Source organism: Streptomyces sp. NBC_01454, from assembly GCF_036227565.1.
Classification (GTDB): domain Bacteria; phylum Actinomycetota; class Actinomycetes; order Streptomycetales; family Streptomycetaceae; genus Streptomyces.
In genome coordinates this window covers 103,700-120,092 of record NZ_CP109462.1, presented here as the reverse complement: position 1 = coordinate 120,092, position 16,393 = coordinate 103,700, and the positions used below count along the sequence as shown (strand labels likewise).

12 protein-coding genes are annotated in these 16,393 nt (G+C 67.8%); 7 read left to right on the top strand and 5 right to left on the bottom strand.

All coding sequences use genetic code 11. From position 1 onward, the window contains the following. Window positions 1–1,929: 1,929 nt before the first annotated feature. Window positions 1,930–3,423 (bottom strand): serine/threonine-protein kinase, encoded by a 1,494-nt coding sequence (locus tag OIU81_RS40415; protein ID WP_329155866.1) that lies wholly within the window; start codon window positions 3,421–3,423, stop codon window positions 1,930–1,932. Between the two features lie 667 nt (window positions 3,424–4,090). On the opposite strand from OIU81_RS40415, the gene OIU81_RS40410 reads away from it, so the two are divergent. Next, window positions 4,091–4,687 (top strand): hypothetical protein, encoded by a 597-nt coding sequence (locus OIU81_RS40410; protein WP_329155865.1) that lies wholly within the window; start codon window positions 4,091–4,093, stop codon window positions 4,685–4,687. 227 nt (window positions 4,688–4,914) lie between these two features. Here OIU81_RS40410 and OIU81_RS40405 read toward each other — a convergent pair whose 3' ends face one another. Together OIU81_RS40405 and OIU81_RS40400 are read right to left on the bottom strand one after the other, a co-directional pair. After that, window positions 4,915–5,754: an IclR family transcriptional regulator domain-containing protein gene (locus tag OIU81_RS40405; protein WP_329155864.1), complete on the bottom strand. Its 840-nt coding sequence runs from the start codon at window positions 5,752–5,754 to the stop codon at window positions 4,915–4,917. Window positions 5,755–5,855: 101 nt separating this feature from the next. Next, window positions 5,856–6,815: a quinone oxidoreductase family protein gene (locus tag OIU81_RS40400; RefSeq protein ID WP_329156300.1), complete on the bottom strand. Its 960-nt coding sequence runs from the start codon at window positions 6,813–6,815 to the stop codon at window positions 5,856–5,858. 457 nt (window positions 6,816–7,272) lie between these two features. Here OIU81_RS40400 and OIU81_RS40395 point away from each other — a divergent pair, with 457 nt between their 5' ends. From OIU81_RS40395 to OIU81_RS40380, 4 genes are all read left to right on the top strand, one after another. Beyond that, window positions 7,273–7,911 carry a hypothetical protein gene (locus OIU81_RS40395; RefSeq protein WP_329155863.1) on the top strand — a complete coding sequence of 213 codons (639 nt, stop codon included), beginning with the start codon at window positions 7,273–7,275 and terminating at the stop codon, window positions 7,909–7,911. Beyond that, a complete protein-coding gene (locus OIU81_RS40390) occupies window positions 7,904–9,181 on the top strand; it encodes an MAB_1171c family putative transporter (RefSeq protein ID WP_329155861.1) in 1,278 nt (425 codons plus the stop codon). Before OIU81_RS40395 ends, OIU81_RS40390 begins: the two co-directional genes overlap by 8 nt. Window positions 9,182–9,265: 84 nt before the next feature. After that, window positions 9,266–10,582 (top strand): FAD-dependent oxidoreductase, encoded by a 1,317-nt coding sequence (locus OIU81_RS40385; protein WP_329155859.1) that lies wholly within the window; start codon window positions 9,266–9,268, stop codon window positions 10,580–10,582. A 10-nt stretch (window positions 10,583–10,592) separates the two neighbouring features. Beyond that, the gene (locus OIU81_RS40380) at window positions 10,593–11,525 is read left to right on the top strand and encodes a phytoene/squalene synthase family protein (protein WP_329155857.1); all 933 of its coding nucleotides are present in this window, start codon (window positions 10,593–10,595) and stop codon (window positions 11,523–11,525) included. Between the two features lie 20 nt (window positions 11,526–11,545). On the opposite strand, the gene OIU81_RS40375 is transcribed toward OIU81_RS40380, so the two are convergent. Further along, the gene (locus OIU81_RS40375; RefSeq protein WP_329155855.1) at window positions 11,546–12,265 is read right to left on the bottom strand and encodes a helix-turn-helix domain-containing protein; all 720 of its coding nucleotides are present in this window, start codon (window positions 12,263–12,265) and stop codon (window positions 11,546–11,548) included. Window positions 12,266–12,810: 545 nt separating this feature from the next. On the opposite strand from OIU81_RS40375, the gene OIU81_RS40370 reads away from it, so the two are divergent. Together OIU81_RS40370 and OIU81_RS40365 are read left to right on the top strand one after the other, a co-directional pair. Next, window positions 12,811–13,164 (top strand): hypothetical protein, encoded by a 354-nt coding sequence (locus OIU81_RS40370; protein WP_329155853.1) that lies wholly within the window; start codon window positions 12,811–12,813, stop codon window positions 13,162–13,164. A 121-nt stretch (window positions 13,165–13,285) separates the two neighbouring features. Continuing rightward, a complete protein-coding gene (locus OIU81_RS40365; RefSeq protein WP_329155851.1) occupies window positions 13,286–15,196 on the top strand; it encodes a PucR family transcriptional regulator in 1,911 nt (636 codons plus the stop codon). Window positions 15,197–15,286: 90 nt separating this feature from the next. Here the strand turns inward: OIU81_RS40365 and OIU81_RS40360 are convergent, their stop codons facing one another. Continuing rightward, window positions 15,287–16,273, bottom strand: a complete 987-nt coding sequence (locus OIU81_RS40360; RefSeq protein WP_329155849.1) for an ATP-dependent DNA ligase — start codon at window positions 16,271–16,273, stop codon at window positions 15,287–15,289. Between the last annotated feature and the right edge of the window lie 120 nt (window positions 16,274–16,393).

Here is a 16,393-nt window from a genome sequence, read left to right as displayed (position 1 = left end):
TGCCTCGTATTTGTCCTGCTGCCATCATGCTGGCAGGCAATCGGGTCTGGGGTTAGGTTGCCGGGCAGGTGCCGATATGGACTACCTGTCAGGTGCCTAGACGAGTCCCCTATCGTGCTTGCAAACTGATCTGGAAGCCTACGGTGCTTAAGGTGCGCAGATCGGTAGTGATACACACCCTGCTCCTCGTCTTACTCAAACTTTGGATCCTCGGTAGGCCACAGGTGGTGACCAACCCCTCTGCATCTGCTGCTGTTCAAGCACTCGTCGAGGTGTGCGCACACACTTGCTGGCATGTTTGGAGCGATGTTTGTTTGTGCAGGTCAGCGCCTCTTTTCTTGTTCCAGTCTAGCAGGGCAGAGCTCGCCAACCCGGGCAATGGGATCGATCTCTCTGTGTGCCGGGTGGTTGGGGATCCGCTAGGCGCCAAAGGGGCGGAGAGGGGTGGATTGCAGCCAAGGCTGGTCGACCGAAGAATGTCCTGAGCCGGGGGAGTGGGCTGCGTTCGTGATCCGGGATCAGGTAGGTACCAGGCTGACACTTAGATGACTCCATGAACCTCAACGAGTGCTGCTGGTCTCAACTCAGGTTCATGGAGTAGCCGACGAGACATGCAGTGTGGTGTTTCGCCAGTCGACGAGGAGTCCTCTGACTTCCGCGCCTTGATTAATACTCAAGCTGGAGATGACAGCGCGCATCGCCCACACTCTCGGTCAGATGGATCCGTGAGACCGCTCGATTCCCCCGCTGCTATGAGAGCGACTATCTGGCTAACGAGCGACCCAGTTGCAGAGGGTGCGACCGACCTAGCCTGTCCAAGTTGAGGCATCAAGGCGGCGCAGATGTATTTCCAGGTCGTGATCGAATGTGTGGACTTTGATGGATCTGACCTCAGTCAACTGGGGAGTATGAATGCTCGGTTGAGAGGGGCTGAGGCACCAGCAAAGCGACTAGATCGGGTTCCAACGGCGGACAATGAAGTCGGATGCTTTCACCTGTTGGGGCCATCTCCTCCATGGAAGGCTGATCAGTTGGCTGAACGTTGAAGGGCCAATCCACTTCATCTCGGACGCTTCAACCGGGCGTGAAGTTCCTGAATCTCGCCGCAGTGATGGAGCGCAACAGAGCATCCGGTCGTCCGTGTGTCAGGTGGCCTTGAGCGGCTCTTCCTCCTACGCCACGAGCTCGACGTGCTAGTGATCGGCGTCATCCTCAATAGCGCCCAGGAGCCCCCGGGTGGCAAAGTTCAGGGTGCATGATCCTTTAGGCAGTCCCGCCTAGCTCGACGCCTGATGTCCCCCTGGCGATCGTCGCAGTCACTTCGGGCGTTCAGCGTGAACAGCATCAGCACAACCTTCCAGCGGCGACGGGCGGGGCGCTGTCGTCTCCCGCAGGCACAGGAGGCACGTTGCTTGTCCGCTTCTCTTCAGGCGGCGGGACTCGAGTGCTCAGGGATCACGGGAGATCGACACCCGGGGCCCGATGGCAGCGGAAGGAGTCGAGCCGGACTGTTCTGGATGCGCCGGGAAGCCCCCGAGTCGTGGGGCGTCGGAGGGTTACGTATGGCAATGCGGATGCGTCAAGGACTCCTGTGAACATGCCTGTTGGTGGGGCAGGAGTGGTCTTGGCCGGCACCTGGTCTCCGTTCTGCTACCTCGGGTCGCCGATGCGTCAGGAGGAGGCATGGCGGTCCCACCCCGTGCTGGATGCCGGAGAGAGACCGGAAGAGGCCGAGGCCGCCCGGAGCTGACGGTGGCGTCTGCAGGCCATCTGGAGGGCCGTTCTCGGTGACTCGGCACCTCGCTCTCGTGCCGTCTGACAGAACTTGTTGAGCATTGAACGTCAGCTGCATGGTTGTGGGCACCTAGCGGGCTACAGGTTCTGCCAGGTCGAGGTCGACGCGGTCCGCCGCAACGAGGGCCGTGCCGCCTAGCGGTGCCGGCCAGTGCACCTGCTCACCGATCGCAGCGGTACTGCCGATGCGAGCGAAGTCACCAGCCATATGCCGACTCCTCCGACCAGAACTACGACCACAGGGTGCCTCCCGTGCAGAAGCATGATCACCACGGCCACGGCGTTCACCAGCCCTGCCGCTGATCCGGCGTCCTCCGGGAGCCCGCCATCGCCAGTCACACGGGCCGTGACCATACCGACCAGCTCACCTACCTCTACCAGGACAGGGGAGAGCAGCACGGTCACGGTCAGCACCCCCCACCACGGGACCGGGGACCATCCCACCAGGTAGACGCTTACGGCGCCCGTCGTACACATCGCCGCCAAGGGGACTGTGCCCGACCGCAGCTGCGGCTGCGCCGGCGGCGCGCAGCACACCGCTAGGGCCCCTCCCAGCACTGCGGCCACCGCGGCTGCCCACCAGCCGGGCAGCGCGGTGAACAGCACGAGCTGCCCCCACAGTGCGGCCGCCCCGACGAGCGCCGCCCGGCCCGCGACCGATTCGCGCGCCTCGGGCGTCGCGCCGGGCACCGGGGGAGTGACGGACGGAGAGGACATTGCAGGCTCGACGGCGCCTCCCGCGCCTCGGGTCGCTGTCCGGGTCGGCGCATCCCACACCGCCGTCACCGGTGCCGTGCGAACGGCCACCGCGGTGCGGGATGCGCGAACCGCGGCCAGGCGCCGTTCTGCCTCCACCGCGTCCGGGCGGTTCGCCGGATCCGCCCGCAGCAGGTCCAGCACGAGGTCCTCCAGGGCGACCGGGACACCCGGACGCATCCGGCGCACCGGCACCGGATCGGCCCCCTCGGCGCGTACCGTTCCCCGGCCGAACGGCGGCTGCCCGGTGAGTAGTTCGTAGAGCACGCAGCCCAGCCCGTACAGATCGCACCGCTCGTCGGACGCCTCTCCCCGGAGCCGCTCGGGCGCCATGTAGGCGGGGGTGCCCACCACGGTGCCAGGCATGGTGAGCGTCTCGCAGCTGACGGTGTTCAGGCGCGCGATGCCGAAGTCGACGAGCGTGGCCGCGCCCTGCGGCGAGATGATCACGTTCGACGGCTTCACGTCACGGTGGACGACTCCGGCGGTGTGTGCGTCACGCAGGGCTCGGCCCATCTGCCGGCCCCAGGAGATCACGTCTTCCACCGACGGCAGCCCGGCCGTCAGCACGGAGTTCAGTGGCGCGCCCTCGAGCAGTTCCATCACCAGGAACCCGACGCGGACACCGTTGACGACGTCTTCGCCGACGTCGTGCACGGTGACCACGTGCTCGCTGCGCAGCCGCCCCACCGCCAGGGCCTCTCGTTCGAACCGGACCCGCTCCGCCTCGGACGCGGAGGACAGGTCGACGACCTTGACCGCGACCTCGCGGCCCAGCCGCCTGTCGAAGGCCCGGTGGACCACACCCATCCCGCCGGCGCCGAGGACCTCGCGCAACTCGTAGCGACCGACAAGCCGTTCGCCCCCAACCATCAACTTCACCTTCCCGGCGACAGCGGCCCCGCGGCCTGGCCGGCGCGGTGACACGAGCCGCCGCAAGGGGTGCCTGCGCGGCGGCGGTAGCTCCCGGCCACCGTCCCATCGCCCGTGCTTCCGGGCGCCCGGGCGGCGCCGGACTGTCTCCGCTGCGTCAGTGTTCCAGATCGCCAGAAATAGCCCTGGCAACGCCGTCGCCGTAAACCGTGTTCCGGAGGCCGGAAGTGCGATCGCAGGGCCGTGTTGGGGGCGGGTCGTACCGCGGGCTGCACGGGGTGGGCTGCATCTTTTGCGAGGTCCCACTGGTGATGACCAGTGGGAGTTGCGGCACGTCGCCTGCCCGACATGCACCATGGACCTGGGGCTGCCCCTTGAAGGCGAGCCAGGCGAGAACCTTGATGTGATCTGCCCGTGCGGAGCCAGGTTCATCTACCCGAACCAGTGGAGGACCTGATGCGAGGAGAACATCGCCAGCCCTTCGTTTGAGGCCCAGCACGAAGTTCCGCGCGAAGATCCATGAGCCTGTGCGAGCCTGCCGTGAACCGTGCGTCGGACCTCGACCCGCCCCTTCCTCCCGGCCCGACGGGGGAAGATGCCGGAGAACCAGACCGGTGAGCCGCGCACCCGCCGGCGCGTGCCGGTGCGAAACAAACTGGGGAGTGCCTTGTCGTACGAATCGCCGTGGACGGTGCGCCACATCTACAGCACTGCCGACCGTGGCTTGCGCCCCTACCTGGGGGCGATGCACGGCATGCTCGCCCACTACCGGGATGCCGGACTGATCGGGGAGCGCCTGGACGTCCCGGTCGCTACGGCATCCGACCTCGTGTCAGCACTGTCCGCGCTGGGGGAGGATGAACTGGTCATCGCGGACCTGCACGGTGCCGTCGACACCGACGGGGCGTGGCTCGGGCCCAGCAGCGACGGCGCCTTCGTCCTTCTCGACGGCCTCCCCGCCCGTTCCTGGTCGGTGTCCGCCCTGATTCTCACCAACTGCTACGGCGCTCGTGCACAGTTCACCGGTGCGCTCGCCCGCTTGAACGCGAAGCCGGCCGCGGTGGCAGGTCACTTCGAGGTGGCGGCCAAGGGAGACACGACCCCTGTTGGACTGGTCAAGGGCCTTCTGCAGCACAGTGACGCCGGAGACGAGGGCGGCGCCTTTCGGGCCCTGGAGGTGGCGGGGCACAATTTGCGGCTGAGTTCGGCCAAGGCATGGGTCCCCGAGCTGATCAAATCCGCGGATGTGGTGAGAGTGGCCTAGCGACGGGGTCTATGGGGCCCGTAGAGCGGCACGCGCTCGTGATGGGCCCGTACGCGTGCCTGTCAGTCAGGCCGCCGATTGCGTCCGAAGGGTGCGTCGTCCCGTACACCGGGCGGCTCGGTGGGCAGTTCACCACGCCTCTACAGCAGGGGCGGGCTCGCTGCCGTCGACGGCAGAGCGAAGGGCCGAGCGGAAGCGATCCGTTCGGCCCTGTCGGCGCGTGAATGTCAGGCTTCGTCGCGCAGGGCTCCGGGCCATCCGCCGCGCAGGCCGCTGAGTTGGGCTGCGGCGCGCACCGTGGCGGTGACATAGGCCTCGGGGATCTCACCGAGCTCGGCCTTCTTGAGCAGGAGCACGGACGCGGTGATGGTGTCGTCCCAGAAGACAGGGGCTGCGCAGCTGTGCCACTCGGCCATGCATTCCTGGTAGCCCAGCGCGTATCCGCGATCCCGGATCGTCTGCAGGGAGGCGATGAGCTCGGCGTCGTCCCTGATCACGCCAGGGCCTACATGCGGGGGGATCTCCTGCGCGATGACACGCTGCACGAGGCTGTCGCCGAGGTAGGCCAAGATGGTGCGCCCGGAGGCGCCTGTGCGCAGGGAGCGGGTGACGGAAAGGACCGCAGCTGTGGTCATGTTGAGCTCTTCGAGGTCGGAGTCCCCGACGCCCATCTCGACGCACTGGCGGCCGGGCACCTCTCCCGTGGCGCGGGTGTAGAGGAACGTCAGCCCGCTGTCGGTCTTGTCATGCAGGTTCGTCAGGACGGCTTTGACCTTGTCCGTCGGCATCTGGGCGCTGTAGGCGTCGTCAATGGCATTGAAGCCGATGGCCGCGCTGCCCTGCCCCAGTTGCCAGCGGCCGCGCGTCGTGCCCTGCGCCCGGCGGAAGATGCCTTCGTACACGCCGGCCGCGAGGATGCGGCTGACGGTAGCGTCGTTGAGTCCTGCGGCCCGGGCTATCTCGCCTGTGCCGTGGTCGCCCGGGCCGAGATCTTTGAACGCGAGTTGGACCTGAAAGACCCGCTCGGAAGCAGTCACTCCGCGCACCACGCTGCTCTGTTCAGCCATTGACCATGCTCCCTGTGTGGGGGTGCTCCTCCCGCCGGAGCACCTTGCGCGTCATGTGCTGCGGAGCCGCGACTCCGCGGCACATGAAGATCCGTCGAATCCTACTGGGACGGGTCGAGGGAGAGTTTGCCGGTCACCGTGCGGCCGGCCAGGTCGCGGTGCGCCTGGGCAGCGTCGCTCAGGGCGTAGGTCCCTCCGTTGATGATCTGCAGCTGGCCCTGCGTGATCATGGTGAAGAGCGACTTCGTGGAGAACGCCTGATGGGTGGCGTCCACGTTCGGCAGCCAGAAGCCGCTGAGCGTGACCGACTTCTTCAGCAGCGTCTGCAGCAGGTCCTCGGTCTTCAGGCTCGGCCAAACCCCGCTTGCGTAGCCGAACGTGGCCACACGTCCGTTGCGCTGGATGACGTCGAGAGTGGTGGCGAACGTGCTGCCGCCGGTCATCTCCAGGGCCGCGTTGATGCCATCCCGGCGGTTCCCGTTGGCTTCCTGCGCAGCGGCGGTGATGCGCTGGGCCAGGTCCTCCTCGGTGGAGGAGTCGACGACGGCCTTGGCACCTAGGTCGAGTGCGAGTTGCCGCTTCTCTTCAGTGCTCGCCATCGCGACGACCTTGGTGCCGTTCGCGGCGGCGAGTTGCACGGCGAGGGAGCCGACGCCGCCGGCCGCGGCCGGGATCAGGACGGTCTCGTTCGCCCGGATCTGCAGCTGGGAGAAGAGCAGATGGTAGGCCGTGTTCCCTTGGAGGGCGACGGCGATCGCCTGGTCGTCATCGATGCTGTCGGGGATCTCCCAGCACTGGTTGTTGCGGACAGCTGCCTTCTGCGCGTAGCCGCCGCCCTGTACGAGCCCGGCGATGCGGCGTCCGTCCTCGGTCACGCCGACGACTTCGTTGCCTGGAATGTAAGGCATTGCTACGGGAGCGAGGTAGGTGTCGTTTCTGACGTGAATGTCTGCATAGTTCACGCCTGCTCTGGTGACATTTACCAGCGTTCGCGCGGGGGTGACTTTTGGATCCGGTTCTTCCGTAAGTTCCAGAACGTCCGGACTGCCGAAAGTCTTCATGGTAATGGCGCGCACGGGAGCCTCTTTCATGTGCAAAGGGGTGGGAGATGCCTCGACAGGCTATGCCAGGCTCCAGGAGCCCCTCATCTGCAGGTATGACCTTGGATCTTTCTCACACTCATCTCGGCCGAATTTGCGGAACCGGGGCAGGTCAAGGCCACATCTGTCTCGTCACCTGAAATTCTCCGAGTCATTCTCGTGGGGCGAGAAGGTTGAATGATGAACGTTCGCATTGGTCGACACCACTGGTTGCTATTTCGCGAAAGCGAGGGAGATAGTGAGTCCGTCCGTGGCGCTAGGTGATCATGAAATTGCGCAAGGTTGACCCTCTGCTGCTCGAGGGTCGGACCGCGGGGGAGCGGGAGCAGCGGTGCGAAAAAAATCTCAACGGAAAAATGGGACGCATGCTTGTATGGGGTCTGTGGGTGAGACCCGCAGGAGGGGCGAGGAGGACCTGGTGGGCGGGCGGATCGATGGGCCGCGATTCGACGGTGCTGCTGGCTGCGAGGCGCGGCGCGGCAGACACGACGAACGACAGCAGCCGAGAAGCCGGTGGAGCGGAACGCTCGAGCAGTTCGCGATCCAGCGTGAGCGGCGGCGCACCGGCCGGGCCATTCGCCGGGACATGGGTCTGTCCGGGGTCCGCGACATCGACGGCCTGGTCAGGGTTGTGTCCGAGCGCCGCCAGAAGCCCATCAGTGTCTTCAGCAAGCCGCTTCCCCCGCAGATCAGTGCGGCCTGCGGCTCCAGCCGCGACTTCGATTTCATCGTTGTGGACGAGCATTCCAGCAAGCTGACGCAGCTCCACGCCACGATGCATGAACTCGGCCATCTTCTCTGGGATGACCCAGAACGAAGGATCCAGAGCCCCGGGGAAGCACACGAGCGCATGCCCGAGGAGCTCGTCCGCGAGCTGTTCCCCGGGTTGAAGCCGGATGCGGTCACGGCGTTCTTCATGCGCTCCCACTACGCCGACCAGCAGGAGCGCCGCGTCGAGATCTTCGCGACCGTCATGCTCGAGAGCCACCTGAGTTTGCGCGGTTCCACCGGGGACTTCCTCAGGTCAACCTTCGCGCACCGGAGGGCAGGTGTCTGACCTGGTCATCACGGCCGTCTACCTGCTCATGGCGACGGTGTTCCTGGTGATCGCTGGCTGGAAAGGGCTCGCCTTCCTGCGCGAGCCCAGCCTCACCCTCGCCCTGATGACCGCCGCCTTCTTCCTCGGCGGCCTCGTCTACGCCATGGCATCACCAGCTGGCTACCGCTTCATCGGCGACGTCTTCAACCAGCCCTGGGCAGCCACGCTGCCGATCTACGTCGGCATCCTGCTCTGCTACGCCGACACCCACATCCTCACCCTGCTCTGGACTCCGGCGAGCACGACACCACGCCGCCGGATCCGTCAGCTCGTCGCCGCCTGGAGTACGGCCTACGCAGCCGCAATTACGGCGATGACCCTCACCTTTCTGCACGCCAAGCTCGATGGCCCGGCAGACCCGCTGAAGTTCAACACGCAGCAAGCCAACGACCCGGCCGCACTCGCCTTCCTGGCGATCCTGCTGACCGTCCTGTCCTGCGGCACGCTCAACACGTTCCTGCGCGTACGGCGCACCGCCCCGGAAGACCCGAAGATCGCTCACGCCATGCGGTGGTTCGGCGGGTCCATGCTCGTCACCTTCGGCTACGTCATCTGCTCCGCACCCGCCATCACGGCCGCAGCATTCGGGTACCAGCAGCTGGAGGGAGTCGGCGTCGCCGGTGCTGGCTTCGGCATCCTCGGCTGTCTGGGCACCTGCTACGGCATGACGGGAGCCGCCGTGACGGCCTGGCTCAAAGAACGCCGCGACATCCGGCTCCTGCAGCCGCTGTGGAACCTCGTCGTGCGCGACGTCGACCAGCGGTTCGCCTTCAGCCCGGCCAGTGCCGAGCCGCCTCGGTGGGTCAACGTCCGCTTCGGATTGCACCGGCGCATCATCGAGATCCTCGACGGCATCCGCGAACTGCGTTCCTGGGCCGATGCCGACGTCGGCCAGGCCCTGAGTGACCCCCAGGACGAACCGCTCGCGGAGCAGGACCTGGAGGCGATCAGGACAGCGGCCATCCTGAGGGACGCCGTCGCGCGCTACCAGGCATCCCGGACCAAGACTTCCGCGCACACCATGCCGAGGCCAGCGCCGACCGGCACCGCACAGGATTTTCCGGGCGCAGATATCGAAGCTCAGGACGAACGCGCTCGCCTCGTCCAGGTCGCCCGTTACCTCAACCACCCGCTCGTGGCCCAAGCCGTGGACCTCGCAGCCCAGCGTCGTGAGGCCGGCCTCACAGCCACAGCGCCCTCACGCGGCGATACTCCTGAGCATCGGTAGGGGCACCCGGACTTTCTGCCATGGAGCGGAAGCATCATGCCAGGCAGCCAACGGGCCGCCAGGCCCACACGAAGGGGGACACCCGTGCGACGGGCCGTCGTACTCGGAGGATCTTTCGCAGGGCTGCTCGCAGCCCGGGTTCTCCACGACTTCGCCGACGAAGTCACCATTCTCGAACCCGACCGTGAACGGGCACCCACCACCCGCTCCGGCGTACCGCACCGCGATCAGCTGCACGCCCTGCTGGCCATGGGCCACGAACAGCTGGAGCGCTTCTTCCCCGCCCTGACCGACGAGATGGCCAAGGCCGGCGCGCACCTGGGCAGCGGAGAGCAGATCCAGTTCTACATCGACGGCAAACTCAAGCCCACCGTCCCCGACATGTGCATGATCGGCGCCACCCGCACATTCATCGAAGACCATGTACGCCGACGTGTCCTGGACCTTCCCCGGATCAAGGTCCTGCCACACCGGTCGACGGGGGTGCGCGTGAACGCCGGCCGCGTGGACGCCATCTCCTACGTCACGGCCGAGGGGCACCGCGACGAACTGCCTGCCGACTTCACCGTGGATGCGATGGGACGCTCCAGCCGCCTGAGCCGGTGGCTGGAGAAGGAAGGATGGCCGGCGCCACGGGTCGAGCGCATGCCCATCGAACTCGGCTACGCCACCGCCCGCTTCCACCGCGGCCACGAACTGCCCGACACCGTCATCGCGCACTCAACTCCCGGACCCGCCAGCAACTACCTGCCGTCCGTATGCGAGCCCGGTGCCCTCACCGCCGTCGAGAACGACCGGTGGAACGTCGTCCTGGCCGGCTACACCGGCTACCGGCCCACCAGCGACCCCTCCGCCTTCCTCACCCGCATGCGCCGCTGCGTGGCCCCCATCCAGCAGGTCGCTGACCTGTGCACCATGGACGGCGAACCCACCGCCTTCCACGTCCGCGACAGCCGCCGCCGCCACTACCTGGAACTGCCCCGACTGCCCGGTGGCCTCGCCGTGACCGGCGACGCGCTCGTCTCGGTCAACCCCATCTACGGGCAAGGACTAACCCTCAGTGCCCTCCAGGCCGCGGCCCTCGACCGGTATCTGCGCTCCGGCACGAGCCCACACCACCCGGCGACCGGCTACTTCCGCCGCGCCAACACCGTGGTCAGCGCCGCCTGGCAGCTGTCCACCACCGCCGATCTCGCACAGCCGCACGTCACCGGCCCCTACCCGCTCGGCTACTCCGTCCTACGCTGGGCCGCCGACCGCGTCACCGAAGCCTCCATCGTGGACGCCGAGATCAACCGCACCTTCATGGACGTCCTGCACATGCGCCGGCACCCCCGCGCCCTGACCCACCCCCGCATCCTGCTGCGCACCGCGCGCACGCTCGCCACTCGCACCACCTAGGAATCCCCCCATGCCCACCTGGAAGAACACCCTGCGCGCAGCCGGCATCCACCGGCCCGACCTGTGCGACGACTACACCGAACAACGCGGCCTTGTGAAGGAGTTCGCCAAGAAGGAGTACCTGGCCGTCCGCCTCTTGCTGCCCTCCGAACTGCACCCCCCGGTGCTCACTGCGGTCGCCTACATGCACGCAACCGACGAGCGCATCGACACCGGCGCTGTCAGCGACCGCAAACACGCCCTGACGGAATGGAACGCAGCCACTATCGCGGCCACCGACGGCCCCCATCCCAGCGCCATCGCGACGCTCCGGACGCTCGCGGACGCCGTTCAACGCCACCCCGGCCTGCGCCAACGCATCGACACGTTCCTCAGGGGCGCGCACCTCGAAGTCGACTACACAGGCTTCGCAACCGAGCAGGACCTGCAGGCGTACGTACAGGGCTACTCACTGCCCGCCTTCATGCTCATGGCGGGCTTCATGACCCCCACGCACACCGGCGGCGACCAGGCCTCCTTCGAAGCGGCCTGCCGCGCACTGATCGAGTCCATGCAGCGCGTCGACTTCCTCGACGACCTGGCCGAGGACGCGGCCGGCGGCGTGATCGGCATCCCGCACCAGGACCTGGCGCGCCACCAGCTCACCGTCGCCGACATCGCCCCCAGTGCGAATGACGCCGTCCGGCGCTCCCTCACGGCACTTGCACATGAGCAGGCGGACCTGGCGCAGGAACAACTGCACGCCGCAGCCCAGCTTCCGCAACTTGTCGAGCCCGCGGTACGCCCCTTTGTCACCGCGCTGTGGCAGCTGCAGAACCTGAAGCTGGCCGCGGTTCGCAACAAGGGCGGCAACCTGGTCGATGGGGGAGCGGAGGCACCGATGCCCGCCGTCTTGAAGATTCTGGCGTCCCAGTACAGGGCCGCGCGCCGCCCGCGCGCATAGGACTGTTGGGCTGGCAGCAGTCAGTGGTGGCGCCGGCGCCACATCCTGGCCGAGTGCATCACCATGTCCTTGAAGGAGGGGCGCTCTTCCTCGGGGATCTTCTGCAGTTCCTCGCCGATTTCGCGGGCCTCGAGGATCTCGGTGGGCGCTGCGCGCCGCTGAGCGTCCGCTTCATTCAGCGCGCTGCGGACGGCCTTCGCCAAGGCGTCGTCGCCGACCAGCGGGCTGCCGCCGCGCAGGGACAGGTTGCTGAGCTCGATCCCCTTGAGCTGGGCCATCAACATGACACCCTCAACCGTGCGGTCAAGCGCACTGACCAGGGCGTCACTGCCGTCACGAGAGAGCCGCCCCGCCGGCACCTCGAAGAACGTCTCGAGTTTGCTCGCCACATCGAGGCCGGGATTGCGCGTACCTCGCAGGAGGTTCTGGATGGTGGCCACAGTGACGCCGACGTATTCGGCGATCTGACCCTGGGTGTAGCGCTTGCCGTCCTCGCGCAGCTTGGTCGGCACGAGGTGCTGAAGGCGTTCTGAGAAGGGCAGGTCGATCTCTTCGGACGGGACGATTTCGCCGGCGAAGAGACGGCGGATGACCCCCTCCGGGAGTGCGGCCCGCTTGGCCACGTCCGGGAAGTCGATGAGTTCGTCGACCGTCATGCCCAGCTGCTCGATTTGGTCCTTGAGCGCGGCTACCTTCTCGGCAACATCGTTCACCCCGCCAGTGGCGCCGGACGTTTCCATGGACGGGCGGTCTCCTGCTCGTTGCTCGAAAAATTCCGTGATCTTGGCGTCAGAACCCTAACCCTGCCGACAGCGCTCCACACCACGAAACCAAGCTTTTGTAGGTCCATCAGTGTTGCGCGCATCACAATACTAACAATTGTTGACATGGTCTCTCGTGTGCAGCATGATCGCTGTTCGTGGCCGAACTGTCCACCCCGGTCCACGGGGCCCGGAGTGTTCGGCAAAGATCGGCAAGGCGGATCGGATCCGCCGTGAACGGGCGGGGGTGCCGCGACCAGATGGCTGGGCAAACAGGGATTGGACGCTGCTGGGACGCGGCCGTAGGTGACGGCTGCACTGCGCCTGCCATCGCGAACCTCTCTCGCCCCCGGACCGGTACGGCATGTGGGAACCCTCTCCCCAGACGCGTCCGGCCGATCCGCGCAGCCCAACAAGTGGCTGGCTGAAATGCGCCGCGCGCAGTAGTTCGAGCAACATCTGCTGAGGCCGTCGGGTCCGGGCGCGGACCGGAGGAGTGCCTCGGACACGGGGAAGTGGGACACGTGAGCTGTTCTGTAGTCATCGCGCACCGCGTCGGTGAGGCACCCGATGGCATGCGCGACGCGCACCACGGTGCGACGGACGCCACCCTGGCGAAGCCGGCTGTCGGGAGGGTCGAGGAGGCCCGCGGTTTCGTCGGCGGCCTCGTCGCGACCGCCGGAATCACTCACCACGAGTTCCTGATGCGCAGGGGCTCAAGGCTGCCCGAGGACAAGAGCGACGCTCTCATCGAGCGCACCCCGCTCGGCTGCATAGCCGTTCCACGGGGGATTGCCGCAGATGTCGCCTCTCCGGCCGCCTCGTACGCCACCGGTGCCGTCATCCCCGTCGCCGGTGGAGCGGGCGTGGGCCTCTAGCCATCCCGCGGACAGACAGTGCCGGGTCCGCCGCCCCTGGCAGCCGCAACCGAAGGAATCCCACCACTTCACAATCTCGCCAGGACCGGCCCGGTGTCACGGGCCGCAACGAGGAGAGCACATGCCGACCCTTGGCTCGTTGCCCGTCGACAAGCCGTCTCTCGAACTCACGTTCGCTTGGCCGCGGACCGCCGCGCCCCACCAGGCGACGAAGATCGCAGGGCTGATCACCCTGCCCCTGTCGGCGCTGCTGGAGACCGGCGTTCCACGCAGCCTCCCAGCGGGTGCCCTGATTCTGGTCACCGGGGCGATACCCTTCCGTATCCGGGGCCGCATCGCGGTCGCCATGGAGACGCTTCTGGAGCAGATGGCCCTCGACGAGTGTGTCGGGCTTGTCGTCAGCGCCGCGCCGGGGGTGCATCAGCCCTTCCCGCAGGCGATCCGGGACATGTCCGACCAGATCGACATCCCCCTCCTCGTCACCACCGCGCCCGAGGAATGCTGGGCGGACGTGCACTCCGGCATCCAGACGCACCGTCTCCTGGCCGCCGAGCGGCGCGCCACTCAACTCAACGCACTGGTACAGCAGTTGCCCGCCCAGCTCGCCGACCAGAAGGCGATGCAGCGCATCACGGACTGGCTTGCCCGCGCCCTCGACGTCCAGGTCCTCGTCAGCGAGCGGGAACGCGTCCTGGCCGCCTCGCCGGCCACCGCCGCCGAGCACCTCGCCCACGCGATCATCCGCCAGTCCGTGGAGAGCACCGCGCCCGAGGGGCCCTCCGGCCCCCACACCCAGCTCATCTCCCTGGCCCCGGCATCCGGGGCGGAAGCCGTCCTCGCAGTCGCCCGCAGAACGCCCTTCGATGAGGCGGACCTCCGCCTTCTACGGCACGCAGCCAAGCTCCTCGGCCTCGTCGACCAGGCACGCCGCGAGTTCCGCGCCGCGTCCACCGCCTCCTCCGCCGCGCGTATCGCCGCGGTGGAACTGCTGCTGGACGGCGAGGTCTCCAAGGCCCGAAGGGTCATGAGGAACCTCGCACCGGGACTGCTCGACCCCGAGACCGCCCGGGTTTTCGTCGTCGAGACCTCGCCCACCCGGCGGGACGCCGCAGTGCGCCGCTGCGAAACCGCCACGGCCGGTCACGCCCTGGTCGTCGCCGATCCGCGCCAGCACGACCGGATCCTCGTGATCCACCCGGTCCGGCCCGGCGAGGCCGACGACATCGTTGCCGCCGAACTCACGCGCCTGGTCTCCGCGCTCGGCGCCGACGCTTCGCTGGGCGGCAGCGGGGTCTACTCCCTGTCCCTGCTCGCCGACGCCCTCCACGAGGCGACCACCGCCCAGCGGCTCGCCCTCCACCAACCGGACTCCGTAGCCCTGTCCGTGCAGGACACCGACCTGGTCAGCCTGCTCCCGCCGCACGACGCGCAGCTGTGGGCCCGCACTCTGCTGCAGCCCCTTATGCAGACCGACACGCAGTGGGAGCAGCTCCGCGAGACCCTGCCCACCGCACTTGCCTACCCCTACACCGTCGCCGCCCGCCGTCTGGACCTGCACCGCAACACCGTGACCCGGCGGGTGGCGCGCGCCGCGGAACTGCTGAACAAGGACTTCGCCGCCCTGCGGGACCGCATCGCCGTCGGCCTGGCTCTGGAGGTCGTCACCCACCGGGAACTGCCTGAGCCCCCGGCCGGGCTGCTCGGCACCGAGGCCCCGTCGCTGCGGGCGCTGCTCGACGCTCCCCAGATCTACGCCTGGGCCGAGACGCTGCTGAGCTCTGCCCGCGCAGACCGGCGCGGTCTGCTCACCACGGCGACGGCCTGGCTCACCTTCGACGCGCACCTTGAACCGACCGCGCGCGCCCTGGGCCTGTCGGAGGCCACGGTCCGCTCCCACATCAGGGCGCTGGAAGGCTATCTGTCCCGTGACCTCTCGTCGCTGAGCGGCATGCGCGACCTGCAGTTCGCGCTGTACCTCGTGACGGGCGAGCCCAACATCCCGGCGGCCGGCCGCGAACTGTGCGCCGCCTGAGCCCGGGGCCCCGTCGGTCGTGACCCGCCGCTTCGTCGGCAGCCACCAGAGCCAACCGTCCAGCGGCGGGGCGACGACGAAGCGGCGTGGTCACCCGCTCGCCGGCGGAGCGTCGAACAGCTGCACGTCGGCGACTGCCATGTCCTCGCGGACGCGCAACAGCCGGACCGGGTGGCGCCACCGGCCCGCGGCATCACGGGAGATGTCCGCGCTCACCTCCGCGACGAGCTCGGGCTCGACGAGCGTGACATCGAGCTGTTCCCGCCGGCCCCATGCCGTCGAGAAGCTACGGCCCTGCCACGGATGCGACGGGTCCGCAGCGCGCAGCAGGGCTCCGATCGCCCGGGACCGGGCGGCCGGTAGGGGAGTGCTCCGGCCTGCGTAGCGCAGACGGCTGGCCGCGTCGAACCGTCCCAGCAGGACACTGCCCGGCTGCGACAGCCGGCCGGTCACCGCCGCCACGACGGCTTCGGCGCTGTCGCGGACCCGGTACTTGCGCCACGACCGCACCCCGGGGAGATAGCGCTGTCGGCTGTCCTTGAAGACGCAGCCCTCCACTCCGACCACCGACCACGACAGCCATGTGCGGGCGGTGTCCGGGTCACCGGTCGAGGGGCATAGGGTCCACGGCGGTGAAAGCCGGTGCCGGTCGAACAGCTCCTCAAGTGCCTCGCGCCGCACGGCGTACGGCTGGCCGCCGAGACTGCGCTCGCCGACGTGCAGGAGATCGAAGGCCACGAAGTGGGCCGGGGCCGCGGCGGCCGACCGTGTCGCGTTCGCTCCCCGGCGGTGCATCCGCTCTGTCAGGCGCTCGAACGCCAGCCGGCCGTCCTCCCACACGACCAGTTCGCCGTCGAGCAGCACAGACACCGGGAGCTGCCTGGCCGCACCGGTGATCTCCGGGAACGCGGCGGCCAGATCCGTCCCGCGGCGCGAGCGCAGGACCGCTCTGCCGTTCTCGTCGCGGGCTGCGAAGGCGCGGAACCCGTCCCATTTCGGCTCGGCGATCCAGCCCGGCGGCAGCACGAACTCGGTGACGGGAGCCGCCAGTATGGGCTCCGCCGGAATCTCGATCATGGGGGACAGGTATCACGCCGCCCTCACGAACCATGGCGAGAACGCGCCGCACAGGGCACCCGGCGACCACACGACAAGGCGTCACGCAAGCCGGACACGCCGCCGCTGGCACTCCATCAG

Bases quoted from the DNA above. Each gene is read 5' to 3' on its own strand.
- OIU81_RS40365 (WP_329155851.1), top strand. From the start codon at position 13,286: ATGCCGACCCTTGGCTCGTTGCCCGTCGACAAGCCGTCTCTCGAACTC.
- OIU81_RS40405 (WP_329155864.1), bottom strand. From the start codon at position 5,754: ATGGCTGAACAGAGCAGCGTGGTGCGCGGAGTGACTGCTTCCGAGCGG.
- OIU81_RS40360 (WP_329155849.1), bottom strand. From the start codon at position 16,273: ATGATCGAGATTCCGGCGGAGCCCATACTGGCGGCTCCCGTCACCGAG.
- OIU81_RS40415 (WP_329155866.1), bottom strand. From the start codon at position 3,423: ATGGTTGGGGGCGAACGGCTTGTCGGTCGCTACGAGTTGCGCGAGGTC.
- OIU81_RS40400 (WP_329156300.1), bottom strand. From the start codon at position 6,815: ATGAAGACTTTCGGCAGTCCGGACGTTCTGGAACTTACGGAAGAACCG.
- OIU81_RS40380 (WP_329155857.1), top strand. From the start codon at position 10,593: ATGCCCACCTGGAAGAACACCCTGCGCGCAGCCGGCATCCACCGGCCC.
- OIU81_RS40375 (WP_329155855.1), bottom strand. From the start codon at position 12,265: ATGGAAACGTCCGGCGCCACTGGCGGGGTGAACGATGTTGCCGAGAAG.